Raw genomic sequence first — 26,931 nt, 5'->3', positions numbered from 1 at the left:
TGCGTCAGTCCTTCGATCCGCGGGAGTTTCTGCCGTTGCGCTTCCTGCCGCGTGCGGACGGCACGGTCCGGCCGACGACCACGGCCCGGCGCGCGGGTTCCGGTTGGGGGTCGGCCTTGCGGCCGATGGCCCGCCGCACCCCGTAGCCGAACGCGGCGACCTTGACGAGCGGGCCGCCGAAGGTCGAGGCGACGGTGGTGGAGAGCGCGGAGGCGTTGGAGGTGACTTCCTGGACGTCCGTCGCGATCGCGTCGACCTTGTCGAGCTGGGTCTGCGCGGAACGCACCGTCGCGGAGGCGTCGGCGAGCAGCGGAACCGCCTGTTCGGTCACGTCCGCCACGAGCTTGGTGGTCGCCCTGAGCGTCTGGGCCAGCCTCACCAGCACGACGGCGAGGAACGAAACCAGGATCGCCCAGAAGACGGCCACCAGGATCCCGGCCACCTCTCCACCGGACACAGTGCACCGCTCTCTAGCTTGTCGCTGTCTCTGTCTGTCTCTCCGGCGACGGCCGTCGCAGCGGCCGGTCGTCGTCCCCCGAGCCTATCGCGCCGGTGGTCGCACCCCCTACCGCATTACCCGCGGAAAGGGTGGGCGTTGCCACAAGGAGATTGTACGGAGAGCTTTCGGGCCAGTACTCTGCGTGTCTCATGCGACGCCCCCAGCGCTCCGTTCCGTCCCCCCACGATCCGAACGGCCCCACCGCGCCCGGAAACCTCCCGGCGGAACTGAACAGATTCGTCGGCCGCGAGAACGAACTCGTCCGTCTCGCCCAGCTCCTGGAAGAGTCCAGGCTCGTCACCGTGGTCGGCGTCGGCGGCGTGGGCAAGACCCGCTGCGCCGCCAGGATCGCCGCGCTGCTGGAGAAACGGTACTGCGACGGTGTCCGGATGGCCGAGCTCTCCGCCATCCATGACCCCGAGCTGCTGGAACACGCCCTGGTCGACGCCCTGGGGCTCACCGACCACACCGGCAGACCGCCCCGCACCACCCTCGTCGAGCATCTGGCCGACCGCCGCATCCTCCTGGTGATCGACGGCTTCGAGCACCTGGTCGACGCCTGCGCCGACCTTGTACGGGAACTGCTGCGCCGGGCCCCGTACTTGCGGGTGCTGGCCGCCGGACGGCTGCCGCTCGAACTGGACGGTGAGATCGTCTTCCCGCTCCCGCCGATGACGGACGAGGACGCGATGCAGCTCTTCACCGAGCGGGCCGTCGCCGTGCGGCCGGACTTCCGGCTGACCGACGAGAACCGCTCGACCGCCCGGGAGCTGTGCCGCCGCCTGGACGGAATCCCGCTCGCCCTCGAACTGGCCGCCGGACGGCTGCGCGCACTGTCCACCGTCCAGGTGCTGCAGCGTCTGGACGACCGCTTCCGGCTGCTGACCGGTTCGAGCCGCAGCGCGCTGGCGCGCCACCAGACGCTCCGTACGGCCATCGGCTGGAGCCATGAACTCTGCGCTCCGGAGCAGCGGTTGCTCTGGGCCCGGCTCTCGGTCTTCGCCGGACAGTTCGACCTGGAAGCCGTCGAGTACATCTGCAGCGGCGCCGATCTGCCGGCCGAGTCGGTGCTCGACGTGCTCTCCGGGCTGCTCGCGCAGTCCGTCGTGCTGCGCGAGGACTCGGCGCACGGCACCCGCTACCGGATGCTGGACACGGTGCGGGAGTACGGCGCCGAGTGGCTGGCGGCCACCGAAGACACGGACCGGCTGCGGCGCCGCCACCGGGACTGGTTCCTGGGGCTGGCGACCTGGTGCGAGCTCGACTGGTTCGGCCCGCGCCAGGGCGAGGTGGCCGCCCGGGTCGAGAGCGAGCTGCCGAATCTGCGGCGGGCGATGGAGTGTTCGCTGGAGATCCCGGGCGAGGCCCATCTCGCGCAGTACCTGGCGGGCACCCTGTGGTTCCTCTGGGTGGGCTGCGGGCGGCTCTCCGAGGGCCGGCACTGGCTGGACCACGTGCTGGAGGAGGACACCCCCTACGACCCCTCGCGGCTGAAGGCGCTGTGGGTGCTCGGCTACGTGGCCGTGCTGCAGGGCGATCCGGTCGGCGCGGTCTCCGCGTTGCAGGAGTGCCGGGACGAGGCGGAGCAGGCCGGTGACCCCACCGCGCTCGCGTACGCGGTGCACCGGACGGGCTGTCTGGCGCTCGTCACCGACGACATGGCCCGGGCCCAGGAGCTGCTGGACGAGGCACTGCGCCGCTACCGGGAGCTCGGCGAGCTGAACAGCAATGTGCTGATGGCCCAGATCGAGCTCGCGATGACGATCGGATTCCAGGGGGATCTGGACGGGGCGGCCGCCATCTGCGAAGAGGTCCGGGAGATCTGCGAGGATCACGGGGAGCGGTGGGCCCTGTCGTACGCGCTGTACGTACTGGCCTTCGCGGCGCTGCAGCGCGACCGGCCGGCACGGGCCCGGGAGCTGCTCGGCCAGTCGCTGGCGATCAGCCACGCCTTCCACGACCTGCTCGGCTCGGTGCTCGCCCTGGAGCTGCTGGCGCTGATCACGGCCATCGAAGGCGATCCGGCGGAGGCGGCGGTCCTCCAGGGGGCCGCCGACCGGATCTGGCCGTCGGTGGGACTGCCGCTGTTCGGGTCGGTGCACTACGGGCAGCCCCGGGTGCGCTGCGAGGAGCAGGCCCGCCGGGAGCTGGGCGACGACCGCTACGAGGCGGGGCTGCGCGCGGGCGGGCAGCTGGATCCGGCCACGGCGGTGGCCAGGGCTCTGGCGAGCGGCCCCGCGGGCCGCCGGGAGACTCCGGGGCGGCTGCCCGGGAAACTGCCCGGTCCCGGGAAAACGCGGAGGCCCGCCGCCTCCCGTACGTCGGAGAGGGGCGGGCCGGAGCGCTGGTGAGAGCGACTGCGCCTGGATCAGCGGGCGTAGTACTCGACGACGAGCTGCTCGTCGCAGATCACGGGGATTTCCTTGCGGTTCGGGTCCCGGTCAAGGCGGAAGGCCAGGGCCTTCAGGTTCACCTGCAGGTAGCGCGGGGTCTCACCGTCGGTGTCGTAGCCACCCTCGCGAGCAACCTGGAAGGGGTGCTTGTCGCGGCTGCGCTCGCGGACCATCACGATGTCGTCGGGACGGACGCGGAACGACGGCTTGTCGACCTTGCCGCCGTTGACCTCGATGTGACCGTGCACGACCATCTGGCGGGCCTGGTAGATGGTGCGGGCGATGCCCGAACGCAGAACCAGGGCGTCGAGACGGCGCTCGAGCTCGACGACCAGCGCCTCGCCCGTCTTGCCCTCGGCCTTCTTGGCACGGTCGTAGGCACGCGCCATCTGGCGCTCGCTGATGTCGTACTGCGCACGCAGGCGCTGCTTCTCCAGCAGACGGACCTTGTAGTCCGAGTTCTGCTTGCGGCCACGGCCGTGCTCGCCCGGCGGGTAGGGGCGGGCCTCGAAGTACTTGACGGCCTTCGGCGTCAGCGCGATGCCGAGCGCGCGGCTCTTCTTGACCTTGGGACGCGACTGGTTAGGCACGTTCTCCAGACCTCCGTTGTAGGTTAGGTTAGGCTCACCTTACTTAAGGAGATCGCGTGTCTCGCCCGGGGAACACCAGTCACATCACGGACAGCACTGACAGCGTCGACACCCCTCGGGGTGCCGATACGACGGAGGACCGATCAGATCGTGGTCAGCCGCGTCCCGGCGGGCTTGAAAACACTCGGATGCCGTCAGCAGCCGAGCGCACACGAACTCTCGTACAGAGTACCTGCTCGTCGGCGCTGCTCATCCCCGGGGTGGACGCAGCGGCCTGGGACCAGCTGATGCCGCTCACCCGAAGCGTCGGTCCCGACGGGGATCTGTTCCTCGAACTCCCCGCCGATTCCCCGGTCGTACGGGCCGCGACGCACGCCGAGGACGACGAGCTGACGGCTGTGCTGGAGCTCACGGACGTCGCCCCGGTCTCCGTCCCGCACCGCATCCGCGGCCGCGCGTGGGTCTCCGGCTGGATCACCACCGTACCCGGCCTGTCGGGGCCCGGCCGGATGACGCTCAGGCTGGAGACGGGCGAGGCGTACGTCGACGACCTGTGGGGCGCCGAGGAGGTCGAGCCGGAGGAATTCCGGGACGCGGCCCCCGATCCGCTGATCGAGTACGAGGCCGAGCTGCTGCAGCATCTGCACGCGGCGCACGGCGAGCAGCTGGCGACGCTGTGCGGGCTGCTGGGCGGGCGGGCGGATGGCCGCTGCACGGCCCATCCGCCTTCCGTGGTGCCGCTCGCACTGGACCGGCACGGGCTGCGGCTGCGGCTCTGCGAGGACCGGGGGCAGTGCTATGACGCCCGCTTCGAATTCCCCGCTCCGGTGCGGGACGTCAATGAACTGCGCGACGCGATGTACACGCTCTTCGAGGCGGCGGCGCGCTGAACACAAGCGCGGCCCGGCGCTCCCTCAGCCCGCGGACGGGCCGGTGCCGTCACCGGCCGGGCGGCCGAGCCGCTCGCGGACCCGCTCCACCACATCCGCGTAGCGCGCCTCCGCGCCGTAGCGCGTGGGCTGGTAGTAGTGCTTGTCGCGCACGGCGTCCGGGGCGTACTGCTGGGTGGCGATGCCGCCGGGGACATCGTGCGGATACACATAGCCCTGGGCGTGGCCCAGTTTGGCGGCACCCTTGTAGTGACCGTCGCGCAGATGGGCCGGAACGGGGCCCGCGAGGCCCTTGCGCACGTCCTCCTGGGCGGCGAAGATCGCCAGCGTCGCCGCGTTGGACTTGGGGGCGAGGGCCAGGGCGATCGTGGCATGGCTCAGGGTGAGCGCCGCCTCCGGGAAACCGATCATGGCGACCGCCTGGGCGGCCGCGACGGCGGTGGGCAGCGCCGTGGGGTCGGCGAGGCCGATGTCCTCGCTGGCCGAGATCATCAGCCGCCGGGCGATGAACCGGGGGTCCTCCCCCGCCTCGATCATCCGGGCCAGGTAATGCAGGGCGGCGTCCACGTCGGAGCCGCGGATCGACTTGATGAGCGCGCTCGCCACGTCGTAGTGCTGGTCGCCGTCCCGGTCGTACTTGACGGCTGCGCGGTCGACGGTCTCCTCCAGGGTCAGGAGGCTGATCTCCTTCTCCTGCTTGGACAGCGCGGCACCGGCCGCGGCCTCCAGCGCGGTCAGCGCCCGGCGGGCGTCGCCGCCCGCGATCCGCAGCAGATGCGCCTCGGCGTCCTCGGGCAGTGACACCGCACCGCCCAGCCCGCGCTCGTCGGCCAGGGCACGCCGCAGCAGGCCGCTCAGATCGTCGTCGGTGAGCGATTCCAGGGTGAGCAGCAGCGAGCGGGACAGCAGCGGCGAGATGATCGAGAAGTACGGATTCTCGGTGGTCGCCGCGATCAGTGTCACCCAGCGGTTCTCCACCGCCGGCAGCAGGGAGTCCTGCTGCGCCTTGGAGAAGCGGTGGATCTCGTCGAGGAAGAGGACGGTCTCCTTGCCGTAGCCGCCGGTGGCGCGGCGGGCGCCCTCGATGACGGCGCGCACCTCCTTGACGCCCGCGGTGATCGCGGAGAGCTCGACGAAGCGCTTGTTGGTGGCCTTGCTGACCACGTACGCCAGAGTCGTCTTCCCGATGCCGGGCGGGCCCCAGAGGATCACCGAGGACGGCCCGGCCGGCCCGCCGCTCCCCTCGCCGACCAGGCGGCGCAGCGGCGAGCCCGGCTTGAGCAGATGCTGCTGGCCGACGACCTCGTCGAGGGTGCGGGGGCGCATCCGGACAGCCAGTGGGCTGCTGGACGGGTCCTTCTCCTGGCGGTCTTCGGCGGCTGCGGTAAAGAGGTCGGGCTCCACGATTCGAAGCCTATGCCACGGCACTGACATCCCTGCCGGGCCGGTGGCCCGGGAGGGACGGGGGCCGGTCAGCTGGTCCAGAAGTCCCACCAGCGGGTCAGGATCAGCATGCCGATGATGCCGACCCACAGGACCGGCGGCACCCAGTGGAACTCTGTCAGGCCGTTGCGCAGCCAGCTCGGCGCGGGGATGATCCGGTGCTTGATGTTGTGCGTGGTGACGTAGCAGAACATGAAGATCGTCGCGACCCAGGCCAGGCAGCACCAGAGGCAGAGCGAGTTGATGTTGTAGAGCGACTGGTACTGGAGCCAGGTGCAGAAGCCGACGCCGAAGAGCGTGCCGGCGTTCATCCCCAGCCAGTACCAGCTGCGGAAGCGGGCTCCCGCGAGCAGTGCCAGCCCGATGCCGATGATCACGGGGTAGGTGGCCATGCCGAGCATCGGGTTCGGGAAGCCGAAGGCGGCCGCCTGCTCGCTCTTCATGATGTTGCCGCACGCGACGACCGGGTTGAGGCTGCACCCCGGCGTGAAGTTGGGGTCCTCCAGCAACTTGAACTTGTCGATCGTGATGACCCAGGCGGCCAGGAGTCCGGCAGCGCCCGTGATCACCAGCAGCAGTGCGAGCGCCCGACTGCCGCCGATGGTCCTCTTCCCGCCGTCCTCGTCCTGTTCGGAGGAGGGATGGTCAACCGCTGCAGTCGTCATATCGCCGTTCCATCAGTGAGTGGCCTGCTGGGCACGGTCATTGTGCCGTACCCCGGCACAAGTCTTCTGTTCGATGGACATAAAGGTGTGCCCGAAGGACTTCGCACGACCGGCGCGGAACTCAGTGGTCGGCGAGAGGCTCCGCACCATGGCCGGACTCGCGGTGGACGTACGCGGCCCGAGGAAGCGCTACGGCGAACCGACCGCCGTCGACGGCCCGGACCTGGGGATCCGGCGGAGCGGGGTGTTTCGGGATCCGCGGGCCGAACGGGCCGGGAAGTGCACGACGGTGGAGATCCGGCGGGATCGTCGCAGCCGTGGCGAAGGGACCGTCACGGTGCTCGGCGTCGACCGGGCCCGCACCGACCGTCGTTGGCGTTGCCGGGTCGGCGTCGTCCGGCAGGATGAATCCGCACCCGCCGAGTTGACGGTACGCGAGACGGTGGCGCACTTCGCCCGCTGCTACCCGGGGCCGCGCTGCTGCTGGTCGGCACCATGGTCGCGACGGCCCTCGGCGCCCGGTGCGTCGACGGGCCGGTGCGGTGTCTGCCGACCTTCCCCGGTGGAAGGAGCGGCGCGACGGCCGGCCGGGGTGCGCACGGCCCGGACGTGCGCGGCTTCGGGGCGGCCGGCCGGACCGTCCCGCCGGCCACCCCGACCGCGTCTCAGGCCAGGCGCTCGCGGACCGCCCCGACCACGTCGGACAGCGGCACGGCCGTCTGCTCGCCGGACTCCATGTCCTTGAGCTGGACCGCGCCCTCGGCCAGGTCCCGCTCGCCCGCGACGATCGTGAAGCGGGCCCCCGACCGGTTCGCGCTCTTCATCGCACCCTTGAGGCCCCGGTTCCCGTACGCGAAGTCCGCCGCCACGCCCTCGCGGCGCAGCTGCGTGACGACCCCGAAGAGCACCCGGCGGGCCTCCTCGCCGAGCGGTACCGCGAAGACGCTGGTGGCGGCGGGCAGTTCGAGCTCGATGCCCTCCGCCTCCAGCGCGAGCACCGTACGGTCCACGCCGAGCGCCCAGCCGACCGACGGGAGCGCTGGTCCGCCGATCATCTCGGACAGGCCGTCGTAGCGGCCGCCGCCGCCCACCGCGGACTGCGAGCCGAGTCCGTCGTGGACGAACTCGAAGGTGGTGCGGGTGTAGTAGTCGAGGCCGCGGACGAGCTTCTCGTCGTCCTCGTACACCACGCCCGCCGCCGAGAGCAGGTCGCGCACCTCCTCGTGGTACGCCTTGCAGGCGTCGCAGAGGTAGTCGCGCAGCACCGGGGCGCCGGTCAGCTGCTTCTGCACCTCGGGCCGCTTGTCGTCGAGGACCCTCAGCGGGTTGATCTCGATGCGGCGGCGGGTCTCCTCGTCCAGGTCGAGCTCGCGCAGGAAGCCCTGGAGCGCGTCCCGGTAGACGGGGCGGCACTCCTTGTCGCCCAGTGAGTTGAGCAGGATGCGGAAGTTCCGCAGGCCCAGGGCGCGGTACGCCTGGTCGGCCAGGATGATCAGCTCGGCGTCGAGCGCCGGGTCCTCGGCACCGATCGCCTCGGCACCGACCTGCGAGAAGTGGCGGTAGCGGCCCTTCTGCGGGCGCTCGTAGCGGTAGTACGAGCCGGAGTACCAGAGCTTCACCGGCAGGTTGCCGAGCTTGTGGAGGTTGGCCTCCAGCGCGGCGCGGAGCACCGAGGCGGTGCCCTCGGGGCGCAGCGCCAACTGGGAGCCCCCCTTGGTGGTGAGGGTGTACATCTCCTTGGTCACGATGTCGGTGGACTCGCCGACACCGCGGGAGAACAGGGCGACGTCCTCGAAGCCGGGCGTCTCGATGTAGCCGTAGCCCGAGTTCTTCAGGGGTGCGGAGATCGCCTCGCGCACCGCCAGGTACTTCGCGGAGTCCGGCGGGGTCAGGTCGTACGTGCCCTTGGGGGCCTTGAAAGTGCTCACGGGATTTCTCTCGTCACATTCCTCGTCGGGGCGCGTCCGTACCGTTCAGATACGGATTCGAGGCGCGCTCACGGCCGATGGTCGTCTGGGGTCCGTGGCCGGACAGCACCACGGTCGAGTCGTCGAGCGGCAGGCACACACGGGCCAGCGACTCGAGCAGCTCGGCGTGGTCGCCGCCGGGCAGGTCGGTGCGTCCGACGGAGCCGGCGAAGAGCAGGTCGCCCGAGAAGAGGATCTGCGGAACATCCGCGGCCTCGGGCATCCTGAACGTCACCGACCCCTTGGTATGGCCGGGCGCATGCGCGACACCGAACTCCAGACCGGCCAGCTTCAGCAGGGCGCCGTCGCTCAGCTCCTTGACGTCGTCCGGCTCCCCGATCGTCAGCTCGCCCATGAGCGGCATCCCGATGGAGCGGCCGAGGGCCTTCTCCGGGTCGCTCATCATGTACCGGTCCTCGGGGTGGATCCAGGCAGGGACGTCGTGCGCGCCGCACACCGGGACGACCGAGGCGACATGGTCGATGTGGCCGTGGGTCAGTACGACGGCGACGGGCTTCAGCCGATGCTTCTTCAGTGCTTCCTCGACTCCGGCCGCGGCCTGGTGGCCCGGGTCGATGATCACGCACTCCTCGCCTGCGGCCGGGGCGACCAGATAACAGTTGGTCCCCCAGGCCCCTGCGGGGAACCCGGCAATGAGCACGATCGTCCTTAATGGTCGTCCGACGGCGGATTGCGACTGAGAAGGTCGCGGCAGTTCAGAGCCTACCGGCGCTCCTCATTCCACAGCTAACCCATATACGGTACGGGGCAGCCAAGGCCTCATCACACGACCTACAAGGAGATCACCCGGTGGTCAGCAGCGATCAGCGGCGGCGGCAGCTCGCCAGGGAGAAGTTCGAGCGGCAGCAGCAGCGCCGGGAGGAGGCCCGCCGCAGGACGAGGCGGCTGACGGTCGTCATCGCGTCCGTGGTGGCCGTGGTGGCCGTCATAGGTGTGGGTTCCTATCTAGCCCTCGGCGACGACGACAAGAAGGACAAGGCGGACGCGGCCGCGAGTTCGAGCCCGTCGGCCAGCGCGTCGCCGGAGGCGAAGGAGAGCAGTGCGCCCGAGCCCGCGATGAAGATCGACAAGAAGGCCGAGTACACGCTTTCGCTCAAGACGAGCCAGGGCGACATCGCGTTCGCGATGAAGGCGGCGAAGACCCCGCACACCACGAACTCCTTCAAGTCGCTGGCCGACAAGGGCTTCTTCGACGGTACGAAGTGTCACCGTCTGACCACTCAAGGCATCTTCGTCCTCCAGTGCGGCGACCCCAAGGGCGACGGCACCGGTGGTCCCGGCTACACGATCCCGGACGAGAACCTGACCGCGCTGGGCAAGGCCGGCGCGGACGGCACGGTGACCTACCCGGCGGGCACGGTGGCGATGGCGAACACCGGCCAGCCGCACACCGGTGGCAGCCAGTTCTTCCTGGTGTACAAGGACAGCAAACTGCCGCCCACGTACACCCCGTTCGGCACGATGGACGAGGCCTCGCTGAAGGCCGTCAAGGACATCGGTGCGGCGGGCGTGGCAGGTGGCGCGGCCGACGGTGCGCCGAAGAAGGCCGTGGAGATCTCGAAGGCGGCCGTCGACAAGTCGTGACCGGCTGGGGGCGGCCGGACCGGGCCGGCCGGTGACGACGGGCGCGGGACGGATTTTTTTCGGCCGCGCTGAGAGCGGACAGCCGGGCGGCCGGTCGCCTAGATTGGCGTTGTGCAGGGCGGGCGCTGCCCGCCCCAGGAAACTGTGGACGATGCCAGGGGGGCGAACCCTCTCGCGGGCATCAGGTGGAGGAGGCGCTGTGAGCAGCGACCCGTGGGGCCGTGTCGATGAGACCGGCACCGTGTACGTGCGGACAGCCGACGGCGAGCAGGTCGTCGGATCGTGGCAGGCGGGTTCCCCTGAGGAGGCTCTGGCCTACTTCGAGCGCAAGTACGAGGGCATTGTGGTCGAGATCGGCCTCCTCGAACGGCGGGTGAAGACCACCGATCTGTCGGCGAAGGACGCGACGACCGCCATCGAGCATCTGCGTCTGCAGGTGGACGAGCATCACGCCGTCGGTGACCTCGACGCGCTGCGCAAGCGGCTCGACGCGCTCGTCGCGACGGTCGACTCGCGGCGCGAGGAGCGCAAGGCGCAGAAGGCGAAGCAGACCGACGAGGCGAAGCACGCCAAGGAGGCTCTGGTCGTCGAGGCGGAGGAGCTGGCGCAGAGCGAGCAGTGGCGCTCCGCGGGCGAGCGGCTCCGTGCGCTCGTCGACACGTGGAAGGGCCTGCCGCGGCTCGACCGCAAGTCCGACGACGAGCTGTGGCACCGCTTCTCGCATGCCCGCTCGGCGTTCTCCAAGCGCCGCAAGGCCCACTTCGCCTCGCTGGACGCCCAGCGCGAGGAGGCCCGCAAGGCCAAGGAGAAGCTGGTCGTCGAGGCGGAGTCGCTCTCCGGCTCCACCGACTGGGGGGCCACCGCCGCCCGCTACCGCGACCTGATGACGGAGTGGAAGGCGGCGGGCCGCGCCCAGCGCGAGGCCGAGGACGATCTGTGGAACCGCTTCCGCGGTGCTCAGGACGTCTTCTTCGCCGCCCGCAGCGGGGTCTTCGCCGAGCGGGACGCGGAGCAGGGCGAGAACCTCAAGGTCAAGGAGGAGCTCGCGGTCGAGGCCGAGCGTCTGGTGCCGGTGAAGGACCTGAAGGCGGCCAGGGCCGCGTTCCGGGCCCTCAACGAGCGCTGGGAGGCCGTCGGCCACGTACCGCGTGACGCCCGCCCGAAGGTCGAGGGGCGGATGCACGCGGTGGAGCGGGCGCTCCAGGAGGCCGAGGAGTCGGAGTGGCGGCGGACGAACCCGGAGGCGCGTGCGCGTGCCGCGGGTCTGACCGGTCAGCTCCAAGCGGCCGTCGACAAGCTGCGCGGGCAGATCGACACCGCCCGTGCCTCGGGCAACAACGCCCGCGCCGACAAGCTGGCCAAGGAGCTGGAGGGCCGGCAGGCGCTGCTGGACCAGGCTCTGAAGGGGCTTGAGGAGTTCGGCGGCTGATCCCCGCCCGGACGAAGCGGAGGGCCCCGGTACGCGGTGCGTACCGGGGCCCTTCTGCTGCGTCGCCGCTACGGCCTGCGGGCCGAGGTCACCCGGTAGACGTCGTAGACGCCCTCCACGCCCCGTACCGCCTTCAGTACGTGGCCGAGGTGCTTCGGGTCGCCCATCTCGAAGGTGAAGCGCGAGGTGGCCACCCGGTCCCGGGAGGTCTGCACGGCCGCCGACAGGATGTTGACGTGCTGGTCGGACAGGACGCGGGTGACGTCCGAGAGCAGCCGGGAGCGGTCGAGGGCCTCGACCTGGATGGCGACCAGGAAGACCGAGGACTGGGTCGGCGCCCACTCGACCTCCAGGATCCGTTCCGGCTGCTGCGACAGCGAGTCGACGTTGACGCAGTCGGCGCGGTGCACGGAGACGCCGCTGCCCCGGGTGACGAAGCCGATGATCGGGTCGCCGGGGACGGGCGTGCAGCAGCGGGCCAGTTTGACCCAGACGTCCTCGACGCCCTTGACGACCACGCCCGGATCGGCGTTGGAACGGCGCTTGTTGCGGCTGCGCGACGGCGGCGAGCTCTCCGCGATGTCCTCGTTGGCCTCGTCCTCGCCGCCGAGCGCCTGGACCAGCTTCTGCACGACACCGGCGGCGGCGACATGGCCCTCGCCGATCGCCGCGTACAGCGACGAGATGTCGGGGTAGCGCATCTCGTGGGCAAGGGTGACCAGGGAGTCGCCGGTCAGGATGCGCTGGATCGGCAGGTTCTGCTTGCGCATGGCACGCGCGATGGCGTCCTTGCCCTGCTCGATCGCCTCGTCGCGGCGCTCCTTGGAGAACCAGGCCCGGATCTTGTTGCGGGCGCGGGGCGACTTGACGAAGCCCAGCCAGTCCCGGGAGGGACCGGCGCCGGCCGCCTTGGAGGTGAAGACCTCCACCAGGTCGCCGTTGTCGAGCGTCGATTCGAGCGGCACGAGCCGCCCGTTGACCCGTGCTCCTATGGTCCGGTGGCCGACCTCCGTGTGCACCGCGTACGCGAAGTCGACCGGGGTCGCACCCGCGGGCAGCGCTATGACGTCGCCCTTGGGCGTGAAGACGAAGACCTCGTTGCGGGAGAGGTCGAAGCGCAGCGACTCCAGGAACTCGCTGGGGTCCTCGGTCTCCTTCTGCCAGTCCAGGAGCTGGCGCAGCCACGCCATGTCGTTGACGGTGTCCTGGCTCCGGCCGCCGCCCGTGTTCTTGGGAACGTCGGTACGGACCTTGGAGGCGCCCGCGACGGCCTCCTGCTTGTACTTCCAGTGCGCGGCGATGCCGTACTCGGCGCGGCGGTGCATGTCGAAGGTGCGGATCTGGAGCTCGACGGGCTTGCCGCTGGGACCGATCACCGTGGTGTGCAGCGACTGGTACATGTTGAACTTGGGCATCGCGATGTAGTCCTTGAACCGGCCGGGGACCGGATTCCATCGCGCGTGGACGGTGCCGAGCGCCGCGTAGCAGTCGCGGACGGTGTCGACGAGTACCCGGATGCCCACCAGGTCGTAGATCTCGGCGAAGTCCCTGCCCCGCACGATCATCTTCTGGTAGACGCTGTAGTAGTGCTTCGGCCGCCCGGTGACGGTGGCCTTGATCCGGGCGGCGCGCAGGTCTGCCTGGACCTCGTCGGTCACTATGGCGAGGTATTCGTCGCGCTTGGGGGCCCGCTCGGCGACGAGACGGACGATCTCGTCGTACATCTTGGGGTAGAGGATCGCGAAGGCGAGGTCCTCCAGCTCCCACTTGATGGTGTTCATGCCCAGGCGGTGCGCCAGCGGTGCGTAGATCTCAAGCGTCTCGCGGGCCTTCTTCTCCTGCTTCTCCCGCTTGAGGTAGCGCATGGTGCGCATGTTGTGCAGCCGGTCGGCGAGCTTGATGACCAGGACCCGGGGGTCCTTGGCCATGGCGACGACCATCTTGCGCACGGTCTCGGCCTGGGCGGCCTCGCCGAACTTGACCTTGTCCAGCTTGGTGACGCCGTCGACGAGCAGGGCGACCTGGTCGCCGAAGTCACGGCGCAGGGTGTCCAGGCCGTACTCGGTGTCCTCGACGGTGTCGTGCAGCAGTCCGGCCATCAGCGTCGCCGGGTCCATGCCCAGCTCGGCGAGGATCGTCGTCACCGCGAGCGGATGGGTGATGTACGGGTCGCCGCTCTTGCGCTTCTGGCCGCGGTGCCAGCGCTCGGCGACCTGGTAGGCCCGCTCGATCTGGCGCAGCGTGGCCGTCTCGATCTTGGTGTCGTTGCTCCGGACGATGCGCAGCAGCGGTTCGAGCACCGGGTTGTACGGGCTGGAGCGCTGCACCCCGAGACGGGCCAGCCTGGCCCGCACCCGGTTGGACGAGCCGCCGGAGCGGGTCGTGGGGGCGGTCGGGGAGACCGGCCTGGCCGCGGGCTTCGCGGGCGGCTTCGGGGCGGATGCCGCCGGGGAGACGGGTGCGGCCGGCTGTGCGGGGGAAGCGGGCGCGGCCCCGGGGGCCCCGGCTCCCGCCCGTGCCGGGCCCGGACCGGGCTCGGGGGCCGGGGGCTTCGGCTTGTCCGCGGGCTGCTTCTTCCCGGGCGTGGCTGAGGCCGCCGCGGGCTTGTCGGGCTGCGGGGCGGCGACTGGCTGGGCCTCGTCTGGCAAGAGCGCTCCTCGTGCGGATCCGGGTACCCGGAGAGGCCATCGTATCGACCCCGCGGCCGGACCTCCCCCGGGGACCGTGAGACTCCTGACAACGCGGGACGGGCACCCGGTTGTTCCCGGGTGCCCGTCCTGTCCGCACGATCCGTTGCCACGTACGGTCAATACTGCTCAGACCGTGATCAGAACCTCCAGCGGCGCGCCCCGCAGGCCCTGCTCCAGCCGGGCCCGTCCGGGGAGGAAACCGAGCTCCATGAGGACCGCGACGCCCGCGACATCGGCACCGGCCCGCCGGATCAGCTCCAGCGAGGCCTCGGCGGTGCCACCCGTGGCGAGGATGTCGTCGATGACCATGATCCGGTCGTCGGCGGACAGGTCCTCCGCGTGGATCTCGATCTCGGCGGTGCCGTACTCCAGCTCGTACGCCTGGCTGAGCGTGGCTCCGGGCAGTTTGCCCGCCTTGCGCACCGGTACGAAGCCGAGCCCGGCCCGGACCGCGACCGGGGCGGCCAGGATGAAGCCGCGCGCCTCCAGGCCGACGACCTTCGTGGCGCCGTGCCGTACGCACAGCTCCGCGAGGGTGTCGGTGAGGGCCGCGAACGCCGTCGGGTCCGCGAGCAGCGGGGTGATGTCCTTGAACAGCACGCCCGGCTTCGGGTAGTCCGGAACGTCGCGGATCCGGCTGAGCAGAAGATCGCGGGTGCCCTCGGTGGTGCTGGTCATCGACGCTTCCCCGGGGTCCGGCCATGGCCCCTGGGGGGCTGCTGACGCTGACCGACGACCGCGGCCGCGGGTGCGGCGTCCTGCGGGTCGTCACCGTCCGACTGCTCGTCCTCGGCGGACTCGCCCTTGGCGGCGGCTGCCGCGCGCTTGGCCAGGATCCGCTTCTTCAGGGCCTTCATCTGCGGGTCGCGTTCCTTGAGGTCGGCGACGAGCGGCGTGGCGATGAAGATCGAGGAGTACGCGCCGGCGGCGAGGCCGACGAAGAGCGCCAGGGAGATGTCGTTCAGCATGCCGGCGCCGAGGACGCCGCCACCGATGAACAGCAGACCGGCGACCGGCAGCAGAGCCACGACGGTGGTGTTGATGGAACGGACCAGCGTGCCGTTGATGGAGCGGTTGGCGATCTCGCTGTACGTCCACCGGGTCTGCTTGGTGATCCCCTGCGTGCCCTCCTTGAGGCTGTCGAAGACGACGACCGTGTCGTAGAGGGAGTAACCGAGGATGGTCAGCAGACCGATCACGGTGCCCGGGGTGACCTCGAAGCCGACCAGGGCGTAGACACCGACCGTGATGGTGATGTCGTGGATCAGCGCGACGAGGGCCGCGATGGCCATGCGCCACTCGAAGGCGATGGCCAGGTAGATCACCACGAGGACCATGAAGATGCCGAGGCCGGTCCAGGCCTTGTTGGCGATCTGCTCACCCCAGCTGGGGCCGACCAGGTCGGCGGCGATCTTCTCCGCGGGAACGTCGAGGTCCTTGGAGAGCGTGTTCTTGATCTCGTCGGACTTCGCGGTGTCGACCTCGGTGATCTGGATGCGCAGACCGCCGTTGCCGAGCTTCTGGACGATCGCCTGGTGGCCGGAGGCTTCCGTGGCCAGGTCCTCCGCCTTGGCGACGGTGACGCTGGTCTTCGGGGTGGTGAAGACCGCGCCGCCCTTGAACTCGATGCCCATGTTCAGGCCGCTGACCGCCAGGCCGACGATGGCCGTGATGGTGATCAGGATCGAGATCCCGTACCAGATCTTGCGCTTGCCGATGAAGTCGTAGCCGACCTCGCCTCGGTAGAGACGGGCGCCGAGAGTGCCGAGTCGCGACATCTCACGCCTCCTTCGGGTCAGTGGGGGCGTTGACACGGCGCGAGCGGCGCAGCGGCGGCTTGGCGCCGAGCCGCTTCGGGTCCAGGCCGGACCACGGGTGACCGCTGGCGAAGAACTTCGTACGGGCCATCAGCGTCATGACCGGCTTGGTGAAGAGGAACACCACGACCACGTCGAGCAGGGTGGTGAGACCCAGCGTGAACGCGAAGCCCTGGACCTTGCCGACAGTGACCACGAAGAGCACCGCGGCGGCGAGGAACGACACGAAGTCGGAGACGAGGATGGTGCGCCGGGCGCGCGGCCAGGCCCGCTCGACGGCCGGGCGGAGCGTGCGGCCCTCCCGGATCTCGTCGCGGACCCGTTCGAAGTACACGATGAAGGAGTCCGCGGTGATACCGATGGCCACGATGGCGCCGCAGACCGCCGGGAGGTTCAGCGCGAAGCCGATGGCCGGGCCGAGCAGCGACATGAGCGTGTAGGTCAGGATGCCGGAGACCAGGAGGCTCAGGAGCGCGATGAACGCGAGTCCCCGGTAGTAGGCCACAAGGTAGATGACCACCAGGGCCAGACCGATGGCACCGGCGATCAGACCGGCCTGCAGCTGCTCACCGCCGAGCGCGGCGGTGACCGTGGTGACGCTCTGCTCCTTGAACGAGAGCGGGAGCGCACCGTAGGAGAGCACGTTGGCCAGGTCCTCGGCGGACTGCTGGGTGAAGCTGCCGGAGATCTCGGCGCTGCCGCTGAGCGTGGAGTTGACCTGCGGCGCGGAGACGACCTCGCCGTCCAGCGCGATGGCGAACTGGTTCTGCGGGGACTGCTGCGCGGAGAGCTTCTTGGTGATCGTCTGGAACTGCTTGGAGCCCTGCTTGGTGAACTCCATGTTGACGATCCACATGCCGCGCTGCTGGTCGAAACCGGCCTTGGCGTTGTCGACCTCGGTGCCGGACACCTCGGACGGGCCGAGGACGTACTTCGCGTCACCCTCGGAGCTGCACGCGACGACCATGTCGGTGGGCTTGGCCCCCCGTGCGGCCTCGGCGCGGGACGCCTTGCTGGAGCAGTCCAGCGCCGCGAACTTCTTCTGCAGCTCGGCGGCGGCGGCCTCGTCGGCGGCGGACGCGGACGGCGTGGCGTCGGCCTTGGGCGTGGCGTCGGCCTTAGGCGTGGTGCTCGTCTTGGGCGTCGGCGTGGAGTCGGCCTTGAGGGCGCCGGTGACGGCGCGGCCCTGGGTGGTGGCGCTCGCGTTCGGCGTCGCCGACGTCTTGCCCTTGTCGGCGGTGGGGGCGCTGGGGCTGCCGGACGGGGTGGGTTTGCCGGACGACGAGGCGCTGGGCTCCGGGGTGGGCGTGCCCTGGGCGACGGTCAGCACCGGCCGGAAGTAGAGCTTGGCCGTGGTGCCGACCTGCTCCCGGGCCTGGGCTGAGTTCGTGCCCTTGGGAATGTTGACGATGATGTTGCGATCGCCCTGTGTCTGGACCTCGGCCTCGGAGACGCCAAGACCATTGACACGGCGCTCCATGATCTGGACCGCCGTGTCCATGTTGGTCTTGTTGATCGCCGATTCCTGGCCCGGCTCGCTCTTCGCCTCAAGCGTGATCGAAGTGCCGCCCGCCAGGTCGATGCCGAGCCGTGGGGTCGGCTGATCGGCCAGGAACATCCCGCCGGTGAGCGCGACCATGGCGATCAGGATCAGAGCCAGGGAACGCCCCGGCCTGCCCTGACCGCCTGCCGGCGCTCGCCTCTTCTTCGGTGCTGCCACCTTCTCGTTTCTCCCTGTCCAACCGCCCCGCGCCGGGTACGCGCCCGAGCGGCCACGAAGTGTAGTGGGGACCCGCCCCCGCAGAAGACCGCACGGACCGGGGAATGCCGGATGCCGGTGGGCTCACGGCATCCCCGGGCGTGGGTTACTTCGCGTCGGCCTCGCCGTCGTCCTTGCCCTCGGACTTCTTGCCGGACTCGGCGTCCTTCGGCTCGGCGTCCTCGGCCTTCTTGCCGAGGTCGATCCGGGCGTCGTCCGAGTCGTCCTTGTCGGCGTCGTCCTCGGTCAGCGAGGAGGCGTCGTCGGGGACGACGGTGCCGTCGAGGTCGATGCTGCTCTCGTCCTCGCCGTGGACGATGCGGTTGTACTCCGCGTCGTCGAGGACGGCGCCGATGGCGTTCTTGGCGTAGATGGCGTGGACGCCGGGCGCGATCTCAAGGAGAACCGTGTCGTCGTGCAGCTCCTTGACGGTGGCGTACATGCCCCCGATCGTCCGGACGCCGGTGCCGGGCTGCATCTCGTTGCGCATCTGGGCGGCGGCCGCCTGCTTCTTCTTGGCGGACCGCGTCATCAGGAACATGGCCCCGATGAGCACGATGAAGGGGAGGAGAGTCACGGGATTCACGGGACGAGTTTCCTTCGCACGACCGCGCTCGAAGGCGGCCTGTATCTACGGGGGTGGGTACACCGACCTGTAAGGGCGGCATCGGCGGAGTCTAAGCGAGTCCGCATCGATGGAACAACGCCCGAAGGCGCCCTGTGGTTCCTGCACCGGTCAACCTGTGACAGATCACGCCCCGAACAGACCCTGTTGTCCCTTTCCGCCTTGCTGCGGAGGTACGAGCCCCAGATGGGCCCAGGCCGCGGGCGTCGCGACCCGTCCCCGCGGCGTCCTGGCCAGCAGTCCCTCCCGGACCAGGAAGGGCTCCGCGACCTCCTCGACGGTCTCGCGCTCCTCCCCCACGGCGACCGCGAGGGTGGACAGCCCGACGGGGCCGCCGCCGAAAAGCTTCAGCAGGGCGCCCAGCACCGCGCGGTCGAGCCGGTCGAGGCCGCGGGCATCGACCTCGTAGACCCCGAGGGCGGTGGCGGCGACCGGGCGGTCGATCCGTCCGTCGGCCTTGACCTGGGCGTAGTCCCGTACGCGGCGCAGCAGCCGGTTGGCGATCCGGGGGGTGCCTCGGGAGCGGCCGGCGATCTCGGCGGCGCCGTCCGCGTCTATCTCCACGTCGAGGAGGCGGGCGGAGCGGTGGATGACACGCTCCAGCTCGGTGGGGGCGTAGAACTCCATGTGGCCGGTGAAGCCGAAGCGGTCGCGCAGCGGCGGCGGCAGCAGTCCGGCCCTGGTGGTCGCGCCGACCAGGGTGAACGGCGGCAGTTCCAGCGGGATCGCCGTGGCGCCGGGGCCCTTGCCGACGATGACGTCGACCCGGAAGTCCTCCATCGCCATGTAGAGCATCTCCTCGGCCGGCCGCGACATGCGGTGGATCTCGTCGAGGAAGAGGACCTCGCCCTCCTGGAGGGAGGAGAGAATCGCGGCGAGGTCACCCGCGTGCTGGATGGCGGGGCCGGAGGTGATCCGGATCGGCGCGCCCATCTCGGCCGCGATGATCATGGAGAGGGTGGTCTTGCCGAGACCGGGGGCGCCGGAGAGCAGGACGTGGTCGGCGGTGGCGCCGCGGGCCAGGGCCGCCTTGAGGACCAGGTCGAGCTGTTCGCGCACCTTCTCCTGGCCGACGAATTCGTCCAGGTCCTTCGGGCGCAGCGCCGCTTCGACCGCGGTGTCTTCGCCGTCCGCGTCGGCATGGACGAGGCTCTCGTCGAGCCGCTCGTCGGTGTCGGGTCCGGTCTCGTCCCAGTTCATTCAGTCTGTCCCGCCTCGGGTGTTTCGGTGCCGTGCGGTGCCCGGCCCGGCGTCGGGGTGTTCCCCGGGGTGCGGCGCTCCGGTCAGCGCGCGCGGTTGAGGGTCTGGAGTGCGACACGCAGCAGCTGCGGCACGGGGGCCTGCCCGCCCTCGGCGATGGCCGCCTCGGCCTGGGGGGCGACGGCGGTGACCGCCTCGTCGGCCTCGCGGGTGGCGTAGCCGAGGCCGATCAGGGCGGCCTGGAGCTGATCGCGCCAGGAACTGGTGACGGCGGTGCCGATGCCCTGGCGGCCGATGTGGGCGCCGACGGGCTCGCCGAGCCTGTCCTTCAGTTCGAGGAGGAGCTTCTGCGCGCCCTTCTTGCCGATGCCGGAGACGGCGGTGAGCGCCTTCTCGTCGCCGGTGGCGACCGCGGTGCGCAGGGCGTCCGGGCTGTGGGTGGCGAGCATCGCCTGGGCGAGCCGGGGCCCGACCCCGCTGGCGGTCTGGAGCAGCTCGAAGACCTGCCGCTCGTCGTCGTCGGCGAAGCCGTAGAGGGTGAGGGAGTCCTCCCGTACGACGAGGGAGGTGGCGAGCCTGGCCTCCTTGCCGATCCGGAGGCCGGCGAGGGTGTTCGGCGCGCACTGGACGGCCATGCCGATGCCGCCGACCTCGATCACGGCCGTGGTCGGGGCGAGTGCGGCGACGGGGCCGCTGACGAAGGCGATCATCGGGGGACCTTCCGGACGGGAACTGCGGGTGTACGGGGGACGCGCGGGCCGCGGGACGCGGCGGCTGCCGCGTGGGCCTGCTGGAGGCGGTTGACGGCGGGGGCGCGCCAGATGTGGCAGATGGCGAGGGCGAGGGCGTCGGCCGCGTCGGCCGGCTTCGGCGGGGCGTCGAGCCGCAGCAGCCGGGTCACCATCGCGCCGACCTGTGCCTTGTCGGCGCGGCCGCTGCCCGTGACGGCCGCCTTGACCTCGCTGGGAGTGTGCAGGGCGACGGGGATGCCGCGGCGCGAGGCGCAGAGCATGGCGACGGCGCTGGCCTGGGCGGTGCCCATGACCGTACGGACGTTGTGCTGGCTGAACACCCGCTCCACGGCGACGAATTCGGGCCGGTGCTCGTCGAGCCATTCCTCGATGCCGCGCTCGATGGCGACCAGCCGGTGCCCGAGCTCCGCGTCGGCCGGGGTGCGCACGACCCCGACGCCGAGCATCGTCAGGGGGCGGCCGGCGACGCCTTCGACGACGCCGACACCGCACCGGGTCAGCCCCGGGTCCACGCCCAGCACCCGCATGGGACGCCCCCTCCGTACCGATCGGTCAACTGTTCCCGCAGGCTATCGGCTCGCACTGACAATGCGACGGGCCGACGGGGTGTGTCCCCGTCGGCCCGTCGCTGAGGGCTACGCCGAGCGCGGCTCAGGCGTCGACCTTCTCCATGACCTCGTCCGAGACGTCGAAGTTGGCGAAGACGTTCTGCACGTCGTCGCTGTCCTCCAGCGCGTCGATCAGCTTGAAGATCTTGCGCGCGCCCTCCTCGTCCAGCTCGACCTGCATGGTGGGCAGGAAGTTGGCCTCGGCGGAGTCGTAGTCGATGCCGGCCTCCTGGAGCGCGGTGCGGACCGCGACCATGTCGGTGGCCTCGCTGACGACCTCGTACGTGTCACTGAGGTCGTTGACCTCCTCGGCGCCCGCGTCGAGCACGGCACCCAGGACGTCGTCCTCGGTCAGCTCGCCCTTGGGGACGATGACGACGCCCTTGCGGTTGAAGAGGTACGAGACCGAACCCGGGTCGGCCATCGAACCCCCGTTGCGGGTCATCGCGACCCGTACGTCGGACGCGGCACGGTTGCGGTTGTCGGTGAGGCACTCGATGAGCACCGCGACACCGTTGGGGCCGTAGCCCTCGTACATGATCGTCTGGTAGTCGACGCCGCCCGCTTCGAGACCGCCGCCGCGCTTGACCGCGGAGTCGATGTTCTTGTTCGGTACGGAACTCTTCTTCGCCTTCTGGATCGCGTCCACGAGGGTCGGATTGCCCTCGGGGTCCACACCACCGGTGCGGGCCGCGACCTCGATGTTCTTGATCAGCTTCGCGAAGAGCTTGCCGCGCTTGGCGTCAATCACGGCCTTCTTGTGCTTCGTCGTAGCCCATTTAGAGTGGCCGGACATCTGCCTTCTCCTTCGCGTCACCAAAAACGATTCGAACCCGAGAGATCCTACCGGGATCGAGTCAGCCGACCGCGCGCACCATGTCCACGAACAACGCGTGAACGCGGTGGTCTCCGGTCAATTCCGGGTGGAAAGACGTAGCCAGGGCGTTTCCCTGACGGACGGCGACGATATGGCCGCCGTGCTCCGCCACGACCTTGGCCTGCGCGCCGACGGACTCCACCCAGGGGGCGCGGATGAACACGCCCTCCACGGGGCCGTCCTCGATTCCGGCGACCTCCACGGCCGCCTCGAAGGACTCGTTCTGCCGCCCGAAGGCGTTGCGGCGCACGATCATGTCGATCCCGCCGACGGTCTCCTGGCCCGAGCGCGGGTCGAGGATCTTGTCGGCGAGCAGAATCATTCCGGCGCAGGTGCCGTAGACGGGCATGCCGTCCCGTACCCGCTCGCGCAAGGGCTCCAGCATCCCGAACAGGGAAGCCAGCTTGGACATCGTGGTGGACTCGCCACCGGGGATGACCAGGCCGTCGACCTCGGCGAGTTCCTCGGGACGCCGGACCGGCCTGGCCAGGGCGTCGGCCGAGGCCAGGGCGATCAGGTGTTCCCGTACGTCGCCCTGGAGGGCCAGGACTCCGATCACAGGGGTGTCGCTCATCGGTGATTACCAGCCACGGTTGGCGTAGCGCTCGGCCTCGGGCAGGGTGTCGCAGTTGATGCCGACCATGGCCTCGCCCAGGTTGCGGGAGGCGTCCGCGATGATCTTCGGGTCGTCGTAGAAGGTGGTGGCCTTCACGATCGCGGCGGCGCGCTTGGCCGGGTCGCCGGACTTGAAGATTCCGGAGCCGACGAAGACGCCCTCGGCGCCGAGCTGGCGCATCAGCGCGGCGTCGGCGGGGGTGGCGACACCGCCTGCGGAGAACAGCACGACGGGCAGCTTGCCGAGCTCCGAGACCTCCTTGACCAGCTCGTACGGGGCGCGGAGCTCCTTGGCGGCGGCGTACAGCTCGTTGTTGTCGTAGCCGCGCAGGCGGGCGATCTCGTTCTTGATCTGGCGCAGGTGGCGGACCGCCTCGACTACGTTTCCGGTGCCGGCCTCGCCCTTCGAGCGGATCATGGCCGCACCCTCGGCGATCCGGCGCAGGGCCTCGCCCAGGTTGGTGGCGCCGCAGACGAACGGGGTGGTGAAGGCGAACTTGTCGCTGTGGTTGACCTCGTCGGCCGGGGTGAGGACCTCGGACTCGTCGATGTAGTCGACACCGAGGGACTGAAGCACCTGGGCCTCGACGAAGTGGCCGATGCGCGACTTCGCCATCACCGGGATGGAGACGGCCTCGATGATCTCCTCGATCATGTTCGGGTCCGACATCCGGGCCACGCCGCCGTCCTTGCGGATGTCGGCCGGAACCCGCTCCAGGGCCATGACCGCCACGGCGCCCGCGTCCTCGGCGATCTTCGCCTGCTCGGCGTCGACGACGTCCATGATCACGCCGCCCTTGAGCTGCTCGGCCATGCCGCGCTTGACGCGCGCGGTGCCGGTGGCCGGGGAGTCGGGCTGCGGAGTGCTGGGAAGCGTGGACATGGATCGACCTCACTCGGAGAAAAGTTGCTGAAAAACGCTGCTCGGTGCAGTGCTGAGCAAACTCTCCGGGAACAGTCCACCGCAAGGGCCAATGGCAGGCCGGTGGATCGTTTTGAACGCGTACGGGACGAGATGTGGCCCCCGTCACGCGCGAATGCGGCAGTCCGGTCAGCTGACGGGGCGGTCCGCCAGGGCCACCGGAGGTTCGTCGTCCATCTCGAAGGCCAGCGGGAACGGGGCATGTCCGGCCAGCCGGAACCACCGCACCTTGCGGTGCCGGCGCAGCGCGCGCGCCGCGCGTACCGCGTCGTTGTGGAACCGCCGGGCCATGGGCACTCGGCGCACGGCGGCGGCGAGTTCGAGCGCCGCCTCCTCGCCGCCGGGGATCTCCTTCACGGCCTCCACCTGCGCCGGCTCGCCGAATACCGCCCGCAGCGCGGTGCTCAGTTCGCTCTCCGCGACCTCGCGGTGCTCCTCCTCCGCCTGGCGGGCGGCGTGCGCGGCCTCGTACAGGACGATGGAGGCGGCCGGATCGAGGACACCGGAGGTGGCCAGTTCCTGGGTGACCGACGCACGGCGCAGCAGCTGCGCGTCGAGGGCGGCCCGGGCGGCGTCGATGCGGGTGTGCAGCCGGTCCAGCCGGCCGGCGGTCCAGCTGAGGTACATACCGATCGCGACGACCGCGACGGCGATCCAGATGAGGGTTTCGATCACGGGCGGCAAGGCTACCGGTGAGGCACGGACGGCGTGGCCGCCCGGCCCCGGCTCCCCGGCCCCCGGCCGGCGGCCCTCACTCCCGCGCCAGTCCGAACCGGGCACGCAGCCCCGTGCGTTCGTCGGCGGCCACCGAGGCCGCCCCGTCGGTCACCGTCTCGTACACCGCGAGGATGTCCGCCCCGACCGTCGACCAGTCGAACCGGCGCACATGCGCGGCGCCCCGCTCACGCAGCTCCGCACGCCGCTCCGGGTCGCCGAGCAGCCGGATCGCCGCAGCGGCCAGCGCGTCCGCGTCCTCGTTGGCGAAGAGTTCGCCCGCCGCGCCGAGGTCCAGCACCTGCGCGAACGCGTCCAGGTCGCTGGCGAGGACCGGGGCACCGGCCGACATGGCCTCGACCAGGATGATCCCGAAGCTCTCGCCCCCGGTGTTGGGCGCCACGTACACATCGACGCTGCGCAGCAGCCGCGCCTTGTCCTCGTCGCTCACCATGCCGAGGAACTCGACCCGCTCACGCATCGCCTCGGGCAGCGAGGCGACGGCCTCCTCCTCGTCGCCCCGCCCGGCCACCAGCAGCCGGGTGTCGGGGCGGGCGGCGAGGATCGCGGGAAGCGCCCGCATCAGGACCGGCAGGCCCTTGCGCGGCTCGTCGATGCGCCCGATGAAGCCGATCGTGCCGCCCTGCCACTCGGCCCTGGGCTCGGCGGCGGCGAAGAAGCCGACATCGACGCCGTTCGGGATGACGACCGCGTCGCCGCCGAGGTGCTCGACCAGGGTGCGCCGGGCGTACTCGCTCACCGCGATGCGCGCGCTGATCTTCTCCAGCGCCGGCTGGAGGATCGGGTACGCCGCGATCATGGCCCGGGAGCGCGGGTTGGACGTGTGGAACGTGGCGACGATCGGCCCCTGCGCCGCCCAGCAGGCGAGCAGCCCCAGCGACGGCGAGGTCGGCTCGTGGATGTGGATCACGTCGAAGGTGCCGTCGTGCAGCCAGCGGCGCACCCGGGCGGCCGAGAGGAAGCCGAAGTTCAGCCGGGCGACCGAGCCGTTGTACGGGACGGGCACGGCCCGGCCCGCCGACACCACGTACGGCGGCAGCGGTGTCTCGTCGTCGGCGGGCGCCAGCACCGACACCTGGTGCCCCAGCCGGATCAGGTGCTCGGCCAGGTCGCGGATGTGGAACTGCACCCCGCCGGGCACGTCCCAGGAGTACGGGCAGACGATGCCGATCTTCACGTCCGGTCCTCCCGGGTCTCCAGATCATCGAGCCAGAGCCGTTGCAGCATGTGCCAGTCCTCCGGATGGTCGGCGATCCCGACGGCGAAGGCATCGGCCAGCGCCTGTGTCATCGAGGACGTCTTCCCGGTGCGGTCACCTGACTCGGGCAGCTCTACCGGCGCGTGGATCCGGGCCTTCATCACGGGCGTGTCGTCGTAGGAGAGCGTCACCGGCAGCAACAGCGCCCCGGTCTGCTGGGCCAGCAGCGCGGGCCCGGCGGGCATCCGCGCGGTGTTGCCGAAGAACGTCACCTCGACCCCGGAGGCGGACAGGTCACGGTCGGCGACCAGACAGACCAGCCCGCCCGCGCGCAGCCGCCTCGCCAGGGTGCCGAAGGCCGCCCCGCCGCTGTGCGGCAGGACCTCCATGCCGAGCCCCTCGCGGTAGGCCACGAACCGGTCGTACAGGGTCTCGGGCTTGAGGCGCTCGGCGACCGTGGTGAAGGGCACCTTGAGATCGGTGGTGACCCAGGCTCCCGCCAGGTCCCAGTTCCCCAGGTGCGGCAGGGCGAGGATGACGCCGCGGCCGGCGTCGAGACCGTCGGTCAGCCGGTGCGCGTCCGTCACCTCTATGGACGCCTTGATCCGCGCCGGACTCCAGGTGGGCAGCCGGAACGACTCCATCCAGTAGCGCATGTACGAGCGCATCCCGGCCCTGGAGAGCTCGGCCAGCCGGGCCTGCGACGCCCCGGGCACGACCCGGGCCAGATTCGACTCCAGCCGCAGCACGCTCTTGCCGCGCCGCTTCCAGACCTGGTCGGCGATGGTGCGGAAGAGGGCCCGGGCGACCGGCTCGGGCAGCTTCTTGACCGCGCTCCAGCCGAGCCCGTACAGCCCGTCGGTCAGCCGGTCCCGCAGGCCGTTGCGCGGCTGAGCCGGATCGTCGCTCACTGTGCGGTCCCGCTCCCCGGCCCCGCGGCGGCGGCCTCGGCCGCGTCGGCCTCGGCGGACTCGCGGCGCACGGTCACGACCCGCTGCACGAGCGTCACCAGGCTGCCCACGGCGACGATCCACAGCGCGATCGGCAGCAGGACCTGGATCCCGGGCACACCGAACTTGTGCAGACCGGCGAACCCGGCCGCGACCAGCGAGATCACCAGCCGCTCGGCGCGCTCCACGAGCCCGTTGACCGCGACCGGCAGCCCGATCGACTCGCCGCGCGCCTTCGTGTACGAGACCACCTGGCCGCTGGCCAGGCAGAAGATCGCGACCGCGCAGAGCACGTTGTCGTCGCCGTTGCCCGCGTACCAGAGCGCGAATCCGCCGAAGATCGCCCCGTCGGCGACCCGGTCCAGGGTCGAGTCCAGGAACGCGCCCCACCGGCTGGAGATACCGGCCTGCCGGGCCATGTTGCCGTCGACGAGGTCGGAGAAGACGAAGATCGTGATGACGATCGTGCCCCAGAAGAACTCCCCCATCGGGAAGAAGACCAGCGCACCTGCCATCACCCCGGCCGTACCGATCAGCGTGACCGCGTCAGGGCTCACGCCGAGACGGAGCAGCAGCGCGGCGAACGGTGTGAGGACACGCGTAAAAAATGCACGCGCGTACTTGTTCAGCATGGCCTTCCCGAGGGTCGGTGGGCCGAGCGGCCCCTACGGCCACCGGCTGGCCCATCGTAGTCACGACCGC

25 protein-coding genes and 1 pseudogene are annotated in these 26,931 nt (G+C 70.5%); 5 read left to right on the top strand and 21 right to left on the bottom strand.

Features of this window, described 5'->3' with window-relative positions; translation table 11 throughout:
* Window positions 1–4: 4 nt before the first annotated feature.
* The gene (locus ABZ622_RS12360) at window positions 5–442 is read right to left on the bottom strand and encodes a DUF948 domain-containing protein (protein WP_124719378.1); all 438 of its coding nucleotides are present in this window, start codon (window positions 440–442) and stop codon (window positions 5–7) included.
* A 206-nt stretch (window positions 443–648) separates the two neighbouring features.
* Here ABZ622_RS12360 and ABZ622_RS12355 point away from each other — a divergent pair, with 206 nt between their 5' ends.
* Complete coding sequence (locus ABZ622_RS12355; RefSeq protein ID WP_360542277.1) at window positions 649–2,850, top strand: AAA family ATPase; 2,202 nt, start codon at window positions 649–651, stop codon at window positions 2,848–2,850.
* A gap of 17 nt (window positions 2,851–2,867) precedes the next feature.
* On the opposite strand, the gene rpsD is transcribed toward ABZ622_RS12355, so the two are convergent.
* Complete coding sequence (rpsD, locus tag ABZ622_RS12350; protein ID WP_093541052.1) at window positions 2,868–3,482, bottom strand: 30S ribosomal protein S4; 615 nt, start codon at window positions 3,480–3,482, stop codon at window positions 2,868–2,870.
* A gap of 188 nt (window positions 3,483–3,670) precedes the next feature.
* On the opposite strand from rpsD, the gene ABZ622_RS12345 reads away from it, so the two are divergent.
* Entirely contained in the window at window positions 3,671–4,372 is a 702-nt protein-coding gene (locus ABZ622_RS12345; RefSeq protein ID WP_360542276.1) for a DUF2470 domain-containing protein, read from the top strand.
* A gap of 24 nt (window positions 4,373–4,396) precedes the next feature.
* Here the strand turns inward: ABZ622_RS12345 and ABZ622_RS12340 are convergent, their stop codons facing one another.
* Both ABZ622_RS12340 and ABZ622_RS12335 read right to left on the bottom strand, forming a co-directional pair.
* A complete protein-coding gene (locus ABZ622_RS12340) occupies window positions 4,397–5,776 on the bottom strand; it encodes a replication-associated recombination protein A (protein ID WP_360542275.1) in 1,380 nt (459 codons plus the stop codon).
* A 68-nt stretch (window positions 5,777–5,844) separates the two neighbouring features.
* On the bottom strand, window positions 5,845–6,480 hold the full coding sequence (locus tag ABZ622_RS12335) for a vitamin K epoxide reductase family protein (RefSeq protein ID WP_266917227.1): 636 nt from the start codon (window positions 6,478–6,480) through the stop codon (window positions 5,845–5,847).
* Window positions 6,481–6,628: 148 nt separating this feature from the next.
* On the opposite strand from ABZ622_RS12335, the pseudogene ABZ622_RS12330 reads away from it, so the two are divergent.
* Window positions 6,629–6,949 (top strand): annotated as a pseudogene (locus tag ABZ622_RS12330) (ABC transporter ATP-binding protein); the annotation flags it as partial.
* Between the two features lie 196 nt (window positions 6,950–7,145).
* Here ABZ622_RS12330 and hisS read toward each other — a convergent pair.
* A complete protein-coding gene (gene hisS / locus ABZ622_RS12325) occupies window positions 7,146–8,408 on the bottom strand; it encodes a histidine--tRNA ligase (protein WP_360542274.1) in 1,263 nt (420 codons plus the stop codon).
* A 13-nt stretch (window positions 8,409–8,421) separates the two neighbouring features.
* Entirely contained in the window at window positions 8,422–9,108 is a 687-nt protein-coding gene (locus ABZ622_RS12320; protein WP_360542273.1) for an MBL fold metallo-hydrolase, read from the bottom strand.
* Window positions 9,109–9,257: 149 nt separating this feature from the next.
* Between ABZ622_RS12320 and ABZ622_RS12315 the strand changes: the two genes are divergently transcribed.
* Together ABZ622_RS12315 and ABZ622_RS12310 are read left to right on the top strand one after the other, a co-directional pair.
* Complete coding sequence (locus ABZ622_RS12315; RefSeq protein WP_360542272.1) at window positions 9,258–10,052, top strand: peptidylprolyl isomerase; 795 nt, start codon at window positions 9,258–9,260, stop codon at window positions 10,050–10,052.
* A 199-nt stretch (window positions 10,053–10,251) separates the two neighbouring features.
* Entirely contained in the window at window positions 10,252–11,481 is a 1,230-nt protein-coding gene (locus tag ABZ622_RS12310) for a DUF349 domain-containing protein (RefSeq protein WP_360542271.1), read from the top strand.
* Between the two features lie 68 nt (window positions 11,482–11,549).
* Here the strand turns inward: ABZ622_RS12310 and ABZ622_RS12305 are convergent, their stop codons facing one another.
* The 15 genes from ABZ622_RS12305 to pgsA form a co-directional block, all read right to left on the bottom strand.
* Complete coding sequence (locus ABZ622_RS12305; protein WP_360542270.1) at window positions 11,550–14,129, bottom strand: bifunctional (p)ppGpp synthetase/guanosine-3',5'-bis(diphosphate) 3'-pyrophosphohydrolase; 2,580 nt, start codon at window positions 14,127–14,129, stop codon at window positions 11,550–11,552.
* 168 nt (window positions 14,130–14,297) lie between these two features.
* Window positions 14,298–14,849: an adenine phosphoribosyltransferase gene (locus tag ABZ622_RS12300; protein ID WP_360542269.1), complete on the bottom strand. Its 552-nt coding sequence runs from the start codon at window positions 14,847–14,849 to the stop codon at window positions 14,298–14,300.
* Window positions 14,846–15,949 carry a protein translocase subunit SecF gene (gene secF, locus ABZ622_RS12295; protein ID WP_360542268.1) on the bottom strand — a complete coding sequence of 368 codons (1,104 nt, stop codon included), beginning with the start codon at window positions 15,947–15,949 and terminating at the stop codon, window positions 14,846–14,848. The genes ABZ622_RS12300 and secF overlap by 4 nt, the downstream gene beginning before the upstream one ends.
* A gap of 1 nt (window position 15,950) precedes the next feature.
* Window positions 15,951–17,708 (bottom strand): protein translocase subunit SecD, encoded by a 1,758-nt coding sequence (gene secD, locus ABZ622_RS12290; RefSeq protein WP_360542267.1) that lies wholly within the window; start codon window positions 17,706–17,708, stop codon window positions 15,951–15,953.
* A 145-nt stretch (window positions 17,709–17,853) separates the two neighbouring features.
* Entirely contained in the window at window positions 17,854–18,333 is a 480-nt protein-coding gene (gene yajC / locus ABZ622_RS12285) for a preprotein translocase subunit YajC (protein ID WP_360542266.1), read from the bottom strand.
* Window positions 18,334–18,498: 165 nt separating this feature from the next.
* The gene (gene ruvB, locus ABZ622_RS12280; protein WP_124718828.1) at window positions 18,499–19,572 is read right to left on the bottom strand and encodes a Holliday junction branch migration DNA helicase RuvB; all 1,074 of its coding nucleotides are present in this window, start codon (window positions 19,570–19,572) and stop codon (window positions 18,499–18,501) included.
* A gap of 83 nt (window positions 19,573–19,655) precedes the next feature.
* Window positions 19,656–20,282: a Holliday junction branch migration protein RuvA gene (ruvA, locus tag ABZ622_RS12275; protein WP_360542265.1), complete on the bottom strand. Its 627-nt coding sequence runs from the start codon at window positions 20,280–20,282 to the stop codon at window positions 19,656–19,658.
* The gene (gene ruvC / locus ABZ622_RS12270; RefSeq protein WP_360542264.1) at window positions 20,279–20,851 is read right to left on the bottom strand and encodes a crossover junction endodeoxyribonuclease RuvC; all 573 of its coding nucleotides are present in this window, start codon (window positions 20,849–20,851) and stop codon (window positions 20,279–20,281) included. The genes ruvA and ruvC overlap by 4 nt, the downstream gene beginning before the upstream one ends.
* 124 nt (window positions 20,852–20,975) lie before the next feature.
* A complete protein-coding gene (locus tag ABZ622_RS12265; protein ID WP_360542263.1) occupies window positions 20,976–21,728 on the bottom strand; it encodes a YebC/PmpR family DNA-binding transcriptional regulator in 753 nt (250 codons plus the stop codon).
* 61 nt (window positions 21,729–21,789) lie between these two features.
* Entirely contained in the window at window positions 21,790–22,383 is a 594-nt protein-coding gene (gene pdxT, locus ABZ622_RS12260; protein WP_326764560.1) for a pyridoxal 5'-phosphate synthase glutaminase subunit PdxT, read from the bottom strand.
* Window positions 22,384–22,389: 6 nt separating this feature from the next.
* On the bottom strand, window positions 22,390–23,307 hold the full coding sequence (pdxS, locus tag ABZ622_RS12255) for a pyridoxal 5'-phosphate synthase lyase subunit PdxS (protein ID WP_266917207.1): 918 nt from the start codon (window positions 23,305–23,307) through the stop codon (window positions 22,390–22,392).
* Between the two features lie 168 nt (window positions 23,308–23,475).
* The gene (locus tag ABZ622_RS12250) at window positions 23,476–23,973 is read right to left on the bottom strand and encodes a hypothetical protein (protein WP_124719377.1); all 498 of its coding nucleotides are present in this window, start codon (window positions 23,971–23,973) and stop codon (window positions 23,476–23,478) included.
* A 124-nt stretch (window positions 23,974–24,097) separates the two neighbouring features.
* Window positions 24,098–25,258 carry a glycosyltransferase family 4 protein gene (locus ABZ622_RS12245; protein WP_360542262.1) on the bottom strand — a complete coding sequence of 387 codons (1,161 nt, stop codon included), beginning with the start codon at window positions 25,256–25,258 and terminating at the stop codon, window positions 24,098–24,100.
* Window positions 25,255–26,190, bottom strand: a complete 936-nt coding sequence (locus ABZ622_RS12240) for a phosphatidylinositol mannoside acyltransferase (RefSeq protein WP_360542261.1) — start codon at window positions 26,188–26,190, stop codon at window positions 25,255–25,257. Before ABZ622_RS12240 ends, ABZ622_RS12245 begins: the two co-directional genes overlap by 4 nt.
* Complete coding sequence (gene pgsA, locus ABZ622_RS12235) at window positions 26,187–26,861, bottom strand: phosphatidylinositol phosphate synthase (protein ID WP_360542260.1); 675 nt, start codon at window positions 26,859–26,861, stop codon at window positions 26,187–26,189. Before pgsA ends, ABZ622_RS12240 begins: the two co-directional genes overlap by 4 nt.
* Window positions 26,862–26,931 lie beyond the last annotated feature (70 nt).

It is taken from the genome of Streptomyces sp. NPDC007164 (genome assembly GCF_040634135.1).
GTDB lineage: Bacteria > Actinomycetota > Actinomycetes > Streptomycetales > Streptomycetaceae > Streptomyces > Streptomyces sanglieri.
This window is presented reverse-complemented; position numbering and strand designations above follow the sequence as displayed.

Excerpts from the sequence above, each read along its gene's own strand:
- ABZ622_RS12355 (WP_360542277.1), top strand. The coding sequence starts at position 649 with ATGCGACGCCCCCAGCGCTCCGTTCCGTCCCCCCACGATCCGAACGGC.
- ABZ622_RS12345 (WP_360542276.1), top strand. The coding sequence starts at position 3,671 with ATGCCGTCAGCAGCCGAGCGCACACGAACTCTCGTACAGAGTACCTGC.
- ABZ622_RS12335 (WP_266917227.1), bottom strand. The coding sequence starts at position 6,480 with ATGACGACTGCAGCGGTTGACCATCCCTCCTCCGAACAGGACGAGGAC.
- ABZ622_RS12300 (WP_360542269.1), bottom strand. The coding sequence starts at position 14,849 with ATGACCAGCACCACCGAGGGCACCCGCGATCTTCTGCTCAGCCGGATC.
- secF (WP_360542268.1), bottom strand. The coding sequence starts at position 15,949 with ATGTCGCGACTCGGCACTCTCGGCGCCCGTCTCTACCGAGGCGAGGTC.
- ruvB (WP_124718828.1), bottom strand. The coding sequence starts at position 19,572 with ATGAACTGGGACGAGACCGGACCCGACACCGACGAGCGGCTCGACGAG.
- ruvA (WP_360542265.1), bottom strand. The coding sequence starts at position 20,282 with ATGATCGCCTTCGTCAGCGGCCCCGTCGCCGCACTCGCCCCGACCACG.
- ruvC (WP_360542264.1), bottom strand. The coding sequence starts at position 20,851 with ATGCGGGTGCTGGGCGTGGACCCGGGGCTGACCCGGTGCGGTGTCGGC.
- ABZ622_RS12265 (WP_360542263.1), bottom strand. The coding sequence starts at position 21,728 with ATGTCCGGCCACTCTAAATGGGCTACGACGAAGCACAAGAAGGCCGTG.
- pdxT (WP_326764560.1), bottom strand. The coding sequence starts at position 22,383 with ATGAGCGACACCCCTGTGATCGGAGTCCTGGCCCTCCAGGGCGACGTA.
- pdxS (WP_266917207.1), bottom strand. The coding sequence starts at position 23,307 with ATGTCCACGCTTCCCAGCACTCCGCAGCCCGACTCCCCGGCCACCGGC.
- ABZ622_RS12250 (WP_124719377.1), bottom strand. The coding sequence starts at position 23,973 with ATGTACCTCAGCTGGACCGCCGGCCGGCTGGACCGGCTGCACACCCGC.
- pgsA (WP_360542260.1), bottom strand. The coding sequence starts at position 26,861 with ATGCTGAACAAGTACGCGCGTGCATTTTTTACGCGTGTCCTCACACCG.